We start from the raw sequence: 9,755 nt of genomic DNA, 5'->3' as shown, positions 1-9,755 counted from the left end.
TCTCTTATTTGAAAGTTTTCCAAAACATATCTTTAGAAGCCCCTGTGTCTGAATGCACTTTTTCCTGCACGTTTTGAGCTGATGGTTTGATTAAAACGGGCTGCCTATTTAATTCCGGCAAAGGCAGAGGTTTTCTTCTAATTGGACGAGCAACCGATTCATTCCAGGCTTCTATAATGAGATGGGCGTTCGTTCCGCCATCTGCAAAACAATTAATTGCCGCAGCCGGCGTTGTCTCCTTCCACTCGGCTTGCGATCTGCTGAAATACAAATCTGTTTTTTCTATATCAAAATACGGCATATTTTCATTACCTGACAGGAACGGAACCAATTGTCTATGCTTCAGCATTAAAGCTACTTTAATCAGGCTCGCAATCCCCTCTGCACATAATGGATGGCCGATGTTAGGTTTCACCGATCCCAGCCCTAACGGAGCCTTTGATTCAGAACGGTAAATGGACTGGATTGCCTTTAATTCAAGTAAATCTGTTACTGCCGACCCCGATCCGTTCGCTTCGAGATAGCTGATCTCTTCAGTCTTTTTGCCGCTTTTTTCAAGCGCTGACAGCATGACGTCCTTTTGTGCCTCGAGATTCGGAGATGATGGGCCAGCCGTTCTTCCGTCATTATTAATCGCAGCGGCTTTAATGACTGCATATATGGAATCTCCGTCTTCAAGCGCTTGGCTGACGGTTTTGACGAGAACCATGCCCACGCCTTCTCCTAAAATGACACCGTCTGCCCGCTTATCAAAAATATGGAATGACGGTTTGTCACATAAAAGTCCGCGCTCATGAAACATTCGATGCGCATCAGCATCAAGCAAACTGACGCCGCCTACAACCGCTGCCTCAATATCTCCGCTTCGCAGAGCCTGAATGGCCATATTCAGCCCCACCAGTGCAGAGGAACAAGCGGTATCCAGGACAATACTCGGTCCCTTCAAGTCAAAAAATTGTGAGATGTTAGCCGCTAAATAGTTTTGTCCGCCAGCGACTATCGGATTTTTTGCTTTTGAAAGACTGGCCGGATCAGGCTTGTGCTGGCTGCGGCCTCCTATATAAACACCAGCCCTCATGCCTTTCACTTCTTTCTCTGTATAACCCGCGTGATACCATAGCTTCAAGCTTTCCTCCAATACAGCCAAAGCTTGAGGGTCCATCGCTCTGACATCGTTTTCGGACATCATGAAGAAATCATGATCAAATCGGTTCATTTCATCAATGAGGCCCGCGTAATTTGAGCTGGAGTTCCCGAATCGTTCAGGCGGAACAGGCGCAATCGCAGACCGTCCATCATGTATTAGTTCCCAGTATTCCTCTAGGGTTTCTGCTCCTGGGAACCTGCAACTAAGACCGATGATAGCGATGTCCTCAGCAAGAAGTGCCGTTTTTTCATGGCTTATCTGTTGCGGCCGCTGTTCTGGCACCGGCTTCTGTTTCATTGCTGATTGCGGCTTGAAAGGTGTCTGTTTCTCAGGAACAGATGGCTGTAAAACAGCTGATATGTCATATTTCGAAATGAGCCAGTGTGCAAAGGATTCTATTGTCGGGTATTCAAACAAAATTGACGGATCAATATCTCCATTTAATTGTTGGTTCATCTGCTGTACCAGCTGGGCCAATATAATCGAGTCGATTCCGTATTCTTGGAAAGGTTCATCCGTTTCAAAGTCTTCTGCAGCTATTTTCAGTTCATCTGAAAAAAGAGTTACGAGCCAGTCGACTGTTTCAGGGAACAGGTTGCGAGTGCCGGTTTGCTCTTTCGTCTCAGGATGCGAGAGAGCTTCGACAGGCAGTGACGGCTGCATCAGCTTATCCGGCTTCCAAACGTTTGTATCTGGTACTGCCGGCAACACGACAGCATACTGTCTGTCTGATAGAATCTGGTCAAGCAGCTGTAATCCCTCGTCGTTTGTCAAACTGATCAATCCAGTTTGTTCTAAAGCTTTGCTTCGAACCTCGCCTAAACCGGTCTCCTTCCAGTTAGGCCACTGAATGCTTACAATGGGACATTTATCTTGATGAGCCTCCGCAAAATAATCCATAAAAGCATTTGCCATCGCGTAATCAGCTTGTCCTGCTGCTAGTGCAGGGATGGCCGCTGATACTGATGAAAACAAGGTGAAAAACGCCAATGGCTCATCTTGAAGCAGGTCAAACAACGTTTGCAGACCTTCGACTTTCGGTTCAAGCACCTGTCCGATCTCTTCTAGTGATTTTCTGATAAAAGCCGGGTTTTGTTTGTTCACCATCCCGGCACAATGGATGACTCCGCCAATCGCCCCCATTGTTTCGTGTATTGTCTTCAGGCTCTGTTCGACAGCAACCCTGTCTGTGAGATCCAGAGACAGCACCTGAACTTGCGCACCCATGTCTTCTAGCTCTTGAACGGCTTTTATTTTCTCGGCAAGCGAGGAAATTTTTACCGAATTCCACTGGTCACGCGGCGGAAGCTCTTCACGGCCGATAAGGACCAGCCGCTTAACGCCGTATGTTTTCACAAAATGCCGCGCACACAGCAAGCCGAGACCTCTTGTCCCGCCTGTAATGAGCAGGACTTTGTCTGTTGAAAACGATACTTGCTTATGACTAAGAGCGGCTTCTGCTGGCTGCTCTGCCAAATATGCGCGATATCGCTGTCCGTTTCGATAACAGACTTCTGATTCTGTGCTCTTGGCATAATATTCAACTGCAATCAGTCTGGCCAGCTCCTCATGAGAGGCTTCGCATTCCATATCTGCATGTCTTGAAGTAAGATGGCTGTACTCACTTTGAAGCATGCGGTATAAACCGGCCCGTGAAGCACCAGACAAAATAACACCCTCATTTGCGTAGGCCTCCAGCCCCTTTGTTACACCCAAGACCGTCAAATGATGCTTGCTTGCACGTCCTTTCTCGATCAGCTTTTGGAGCCAGTTTATCCAGCCCATAGAATGCTCATGGCTCGTTCCGCACCCGATCAGATCGATTGCTCCAGCAACGTGTTCATAGTCAGCAGCAGATACCCGATCCAGCTCTTGGCTGTCAAATATACGGTATGTCGAGAAATACGTCGAAAGCTCTTCCGCTAATGCCATTGTCTCCTCATTTGCCAAAATGGCGACGGTTTGATTCGTCATTTCTGCCGGTTCAATCGGACAAGGCTGCCACTGTTTACGCAGAAAGCAGCGCTTTGGCATCAGTTCGGATTGAGGCAGAGCTGTAGCAATGGTTTCGGGTTCACCTTCTTGAGTTGGCAGCCAGTAATACTCTTCCGCGAACGGATAAGCAGGCAGGCTGATTCGGCGAGGCGTGTATTCCCCATAAAGCTTGTTCCAATCTATCTGCAGCCCTTTCACCCATAGCTCTGCTACTTTCTCCAGCCTTTTTTTCTCTATCCATGTTTGCAGCAATGCTTTGGCATCATGATCCGTTTCAAACAGCTTGATTTCGCTCTTCTTCGTTTTCACGTGAGCAGCAAATATGCTGCCGTTCGGCATTTCAGCCAAATAATCATCTAAAGCTTTGATCAGCATTTCTCTCGAATCCGCCAAAAACGCCATGCGATAATCCATTGCTTCCCGGCCCGTCTGAAGTGTGTATGCCATATCCTCCAGATCGATATCTTCATTGGAAGTTACGAAATCTTTCATTGCTTCCGCATAGGCCTTCAATTGCTTCTCTTTTTTCGCTGAGAGTACAAATAATGCTGAGCGGTGCTGCTTTGTTAATCGATCGTTCCTCTTTTCAGGCTGATATTCCTCTATCACAATATGGGCATTCGTTCCGCTATATCCGAAAGAGCTCACACATGCTCTCCGCGGTTTTCCATCAGCCGTTTCCCAAGGCTTAAGCTCCGTATTTACGTATAAAGGAGAATGCTCAAATTCAAAATGCTCATTCGGCGTCGTGAAGTTCAATGTCGGCACAAGTGTTCTATGATTCATGCACAATAACACTTTTTGAACCCCGGCTACTCCTGCCGCCGCGGATGTATGGCCAATATTGCTTTTGACGGAACCGATTGCGCAAAACTGCTTTTTGTCTGTTTTTTCTTGAAATACGGTGGACAGAGCTTCTAATTCAATTGGATCGCCTTGTTTTGTTCCTGTGCCATGCATCTCGACATAACTGATACTCTCAGGATGTATGCCGTATGTTTCATATATGTCTCTTTCCAGGTCCATTTGGCTTTTCGCACTCGGTGCTGTGATTCCGTTTGTTTTCCCGTCCTGATTAATACCCGAGCCAATGATGATGCCATAAATATGGTCACGGTCCGCTTCCGCATCTTTCAGCCTTTTCAGAACCAGCGCACCCGCACCCTCGCCGGGCACAAAACCATTCGCGCCATTGTCAAATGCTTTACATTGTCCATCAGGTGAAAGCATGCCGGCCTCACACATACTGATGTAAGATTCCGGCGTCAGGTATAAGCTGACCCCGCCGACCAGCGCCATATCAATTTCTTTGTTTATAAGTGCCTGCCGCGCTAAATGTGTGCCGACCAATGAAGATGAACAAGCGGTGTCAATAGGAATCGCAGGCCCTTTTAAATTAAGAAAATATGGAATACGCGCCGCAGCGATCGCAAAGCTGTTCCCGGTGGCATTTGCTCTTGCCTGCCGGTTCAGCATGACCCCGTATTCATTGCTCATAATGCCGAGATATACACCGCATTTTTTCTCATTTAAAGTTCGGGCGTTGTACCCAGCGTCCTCAAAGGCTTTATAGCCTTCCTGCAAAAAGATTCGATGCTGCGGGTCCATCAGTTCAGCTTCTGACGGTGGAATATTAAAAAACAACGGATCAAAATGTTCAATATCATCAAGCATCCCCATTGATTTGCAATAGACTTTCCCTTTTTTGTTGAGGACAGGATCATAGTATTTGTCAACATCCCACCGTGATGTTGGAATGTCCCGAATGGCATTTCTCGCATGAACCAGGTTATCCCAGTACTCTCTTACATTACGAGCGCCCGGGTATCTTCCCGACATCCCGACAATCGCTATCGCATCCTCCGGGCGGTCTTGAAGAACAGGAACCGTTTTCTTCTCATGTTCTTTCTTTATTGGATGTTGAACAGGCTGTAGCGGCCGTTCTGCCGGCTTTGGATTAGATGGTGCTGCTGGCTTTTGCTGGGCTGCTTCGAAAGAGTCAGTATGCTCTATCTTTCTATCAAGATGAGTTCCAAGCTCGGACTTTAGCATTTCGGCAAAATCACGTATCGTTGGATAATCATATACTCTGGTTACCGTAAATGACGTTCCGTATTGCTTGTTCACCGCTTTTATCCATTCGAGTCCGGTAATCGAGTCCATTCCGATATCTATAAACGCTTCGTCAATATCCACCTCGTATGGCTCCATGTATAACACGTCTGCTATGCTTTCCCTCAAGTTTTCATGCAGCGTTTCAATTGCTACAGTATATTGTCTTGATGCAGATATTTCTGCCGCTGCATATTGAATCGTTTCTTCAGCCTCCTCTTGCACTGGCTGATGATGTTCTAACGGCTGCAGAGATATATTAGCCGGTTTAGCAGCAGGTACCGCTGTTTTTTGTCTGATCGGCGTGTACGTCTCCGTTTGTTTTTTCTCCCCAGCCTGTGTGCTTAACTCGTGTGCCAAGTAAACAGCGAAATCACGTGTTGTCGGATAATCATATACCTTTGTGACATTTAGTGATGTGCCATACTGTTTATTTATTGCTTTTATCCATTCGAGCCCGGTAATCGAGTCCATACCGATATCTATGAATGCTTCGTCTGGATCAATCTCGTTTTGGTCCATGTACAGCACTTCCGCTAAGCCCGCTGTCAGTTCATCGCACAAGGCTTCCGCCGTGATCGTCTCTGTTTCTGTATCTGATGGAACCAGAGATGCTGTCCGCTCCAAACGATCCTGATTGGTCATTAAAGGCTGTAACGTAATATTGGCAGGCTTGCCGCTGGCTTCTCTGTCTACAGACGGCTTTGGAATGACGGGCTGTACTGGAGCGAATGGCTCCTCCGTTCTTTTTTCCTCAGCCTTTGCATGTACGTCTATCCAATAGTGATCTCTTGAGAAAGGATAGGCAGGTAAACTGATGCGCCGCGGTTTTTGATCCTGATATAGCGTGCCCCAGTCGATTCGCAAACCTCTTACCCACAGGTCTAAAACCTTCGCATATTTTCCTTTTTGCAGCCATGCCTCAATTGTTTTTGACATATCCTCATCAGCAGCAAAAGCAGCAATGGCTTCTTTGTTGCTCTTTACTTGTCCGCGATAGACATATTCACGATTTTCTGTTCCGGAGATACATTCATACAGCTTTTCTTCAAGCTCCTGCATCGTTTCCGCAACGAACGCCAGCCGTTCGTTCATCGCTTCCCGGCCGACTTGCAGCGTATAGGCAATTCGGTGTAAATCTGCTTCAACATATGTTTGTTCACGAATGGCATGCAGCAATCGCTCCGCGCGTTTCTGAAGTCTTTCCTCATTTTTTGCTGAGAGCACAATGACAGCCGGCTGTTTCCTCGCTGGTAAACGTTCCTCCACAGGTTCCGGAGCATACTCTTCTATTAAAATATGGGCGTTCACACCCCCGGCACCAAATGAAGAGACTCCTGCGATTCTCGGTAATTCGATGTCTTTGCCATTGACACTGATGATCGGCCTCTTCCACTCTTCTAGCTCTTGCTGTACTTTAAACGGCGAGTTAAGGAAATCAATATTCGGGTTCAGCACGTTTGAATGCAGGGAAGGCGCAAGCTGCCTGTATTTCATTTGGAGCAATACCTTCGTTACTCCTGCAATACCTGCCGCACTCTCACAGTGCCCGATATTTGATTTGGCTGACCCTATTGCACAAAATTGTTTGTCATCGGTTTCTTGCGTAAACACTTTGGACAGCCCTGTGATTTCAATAGGATCACCGAGAGAGGTTCCCGTGCCGTGGGCTTCGATGTAACTGACTGTCCGCGGATCAACCTTCGCTTCCACAAACGCCTTTTTGATGACATCTGCTTGGGCATTCGGATTGGGCACTGAGTACCCGTTTGTTTTTCCCCCGTGGTTGATGGCTGTCCCCTTAATGATTCCATAAATGTGATCACCATCTTCAACTGCTTTAGACAATGGCTTCAAAAGCACTGCTCCAACGCCTTCCCCCGGCACATAGCCGTCTCCGCCCTGTCCGAAGCTTTCACATCGGCCTTTGCTGGACATAAATTTGTTCTGCCCGAGCATCAAATATTTATTTGGATGGATTGACACATTCACGCCGCCCGCGAATGCCGCCTCACACTCTCCGCGCTGCAGGCTTTGGCAGGCCAAGTGGATAGCCGTTAAAGAAGAAGAACACATGGTGTCTAAAGCAATACTCGGTCCGTGAAAATCAAAATAATAAGATACCCGGTTCGCGATGGATGATGGATTTCCCGTTAAAGCCAGAGACCTTCCCCGCACCTGCTCTTGTGCCCCGTACAGCTGATATTCTTCGTACATGACACCGACGTAAACACCGACGCTTCCGCCAAGCTCAGCATCACGCTTACGGCCGAGGTGCTCTCTTGTATAGCCTGCGTCTTCCATCGTTTCATACACGCACTGCAAAAATAAACGCTCTTGCGGGTCCATTAATTTTGCCTCACGCGGCGATATATGGAAAAACTGAGGATCAAACTTGTCTACATCCTTCAAGAAGCCTCCCCACTTGCTGTAGGTTTTTCCAGGCTTGTCTTTATCTTCATCATAATAAAGACTGTGATCCCAGCGGTCTGCAGGAATTTCAGTAATACAGTCTCGACCGTCTCTCAGGTTTTCCCACAATTCATCAATGTTGTCTGCCTGCGGATAGCGACCTGAGATACCGATGATCGCGATTTCTTCCGTTTCCTTCTCTCTTAACTGCTTCTGCTCTTTATCTCGCAAAGGAAGAAATCCAGACTTTCTTAGGGTAACTGGGATTTCTTGTTTTTCAGGTTCTGATTTTCTTTCAACAGAAGGTTTTCCTGTTTCAATTCCCAAGATGTCCAGCAGTTTTTCTCTGCGGGAATCAATAAAATACCGTGTTAATGAGCGAATATCCTGATATTCAAAGAACAACGTCTTGGACAAAGAACCGAATACTTTTTCTAATTGACCCGTTACATGCATGATCATGATAGAATCGATCCCGTAATCCTCGAGAGGAGCTTCAGCATCAATCTGGCCGGCTGGCAGCTTAATCACCGAAGAAAGCACCTGTTTAAAATAGTTCTCCGCTTTTTCTCTTGGTATCTCTTCATCAATTTCCCCGATCATGTCTGCTTTTTCTGCCTCCTGATTGAGACTGCTTTTTTTGATATCGTGAGATTGGCCTTTGCCATGTCCCGTTTCATGTAAAAATGCACGAATCCGATCAGTAACACCGGAAGCAACTAACACTTGCGGCTTTCCTGACGTCCAGCCATGATATAGCGCCTGAATCCCACGATCTGTTTCCATGGCCACCATGCCTGTTTCTCTTTTCAGCATCCTTGCAGTTTCCGCATCAATTTGCATGCCCCCGTCTTTCCACAGCGGCCAGCACACTGAAAGAGTTTTTCCGTAACGCTTGTGCAGCTCTGCTTGGCCATTGCGATATTCGCTGAATGCATTCATAAATGCATTGGCCATTGCGTAATCAGCCTGTCCCGCGCTTCCTACTGCTCCGGCACCTGAGGAAAAAAGGATAAAGAAATCGAGCGGAATATCTTTCGTTGCTTCGTCAAGGTGAATCAGTCCTGCTACCTTTGGAGCAAGAACGGTTTGAACCTCTTCTTTCTTTTTCTTCATAATGAAATTATCTTTTATTAAACCGGCGCTATGAATGATGCCATCTAAGTCTCCGTAAACGTTTTGGGTTTCTTTTAATAAGGCATCAACCGTTTGTTTGTCAGCCAGATCAGCTTGTCTGTAAATCGCTTGGATGCCAAGTTTCTGTAAGGCTTTAAGCTTCTTCTTCTTCCTTTCATCAAGCGGAGAGCGTCCTGTCAGGATCACAACCGCATCATTCGTTTGGTTTGCGATTTCAGTTGCAAAGATGAATCCCAGACCGCCCGCACCGCCTGTGATCAGATACACGCCTTTATCCTTCCATGGCATGTCAGCACTTAGGTGCTCACCAGACACTTCTTTCCACTTGCTTACAAATCGCTTCCCTTGCCAGTGGCGGATATGCGTGTCACGCGGATAGCGTCTGTTTTCCTCCAATATTTCGAATAGCTCACCAGCTGACATCCCGGTTTCTATTTCGATCAACTGTCCTGTCAGTTTTGGATTTTCCAGTTCAGCCGTTTTGAGTAATCCCGTTAAGCCGCTTAATAGCTGAGGCTCGTCCAACGCAGGCACCGCCACTTGAATGAATGTATGTCCTCCTGTTTTTGAGTGCATTAGCTGTTTGATTTCTTCAAATAACTGTATGGCATAACCTTCAAACCGTTCATCAATTGTCTCTGTATCATGCTGCAGAACTGTACAGTCAAGATGATTTTGGAGGCTTTCCATTTGTTCTCCAACATCACAGACAACGACTTTATGCGTGTCGTACTCTATGAGCTCTTGCCTCTCTGCAGCACGTTCTTCCCAAATATGTTCGAACAATAGCGTGTCAGTCGCTTCAGAAGGACCTTCTTGATCTGTTTCTAACACTCTTGCAGAATAGCCCGTCAATCGCACGCAAACCTGCCCCTCTTCATTGCATAAATCGATATCAAGCTTCTGCATACGATCCCCAGCTGTACTGCCCTCGCTATATGTGATCCGCGCC

At 46.8% G+C, this 9,755-nt stretch carries 1 protein-coding gene (running past one end of the window); it reads right to left on the bottom strand.

What is annotated here, in order from left to right; genetic code table 11:
* Positions 1 to 4: 4 nt before the first annotated feature.
* Positions 5 to 9,755, bottom strand: the 3' portion of a protein-coding gene (gene pksL / locus CW370_RS04535; protein WP_101169498.1) for a polyketide synthase PksL. It continues 3,878 nt past the right edge of the window; the window shows 9,751 of its 13,629 coding nt (coding positions 3,879-13,629); its start codon lies beyond the right edge, outside the window; its stop codon occupies positions 5 to 7.

The sequence above is a fragment of the Bacillus sp. SN32 genome (assembly GCF_002837495.1).
Taxonomy (GTDB): domain Bacteria; phylum Bacillota; class Bacilli; order Bacillales; family Bacillaceae; genus Bacillus; species Bacillus subtilis.
The sequence above is the reverse complement of the archived record's forward strand: the minus strand, read 5'-3'. Positions and strand labels throughout refer to the sequence as shown.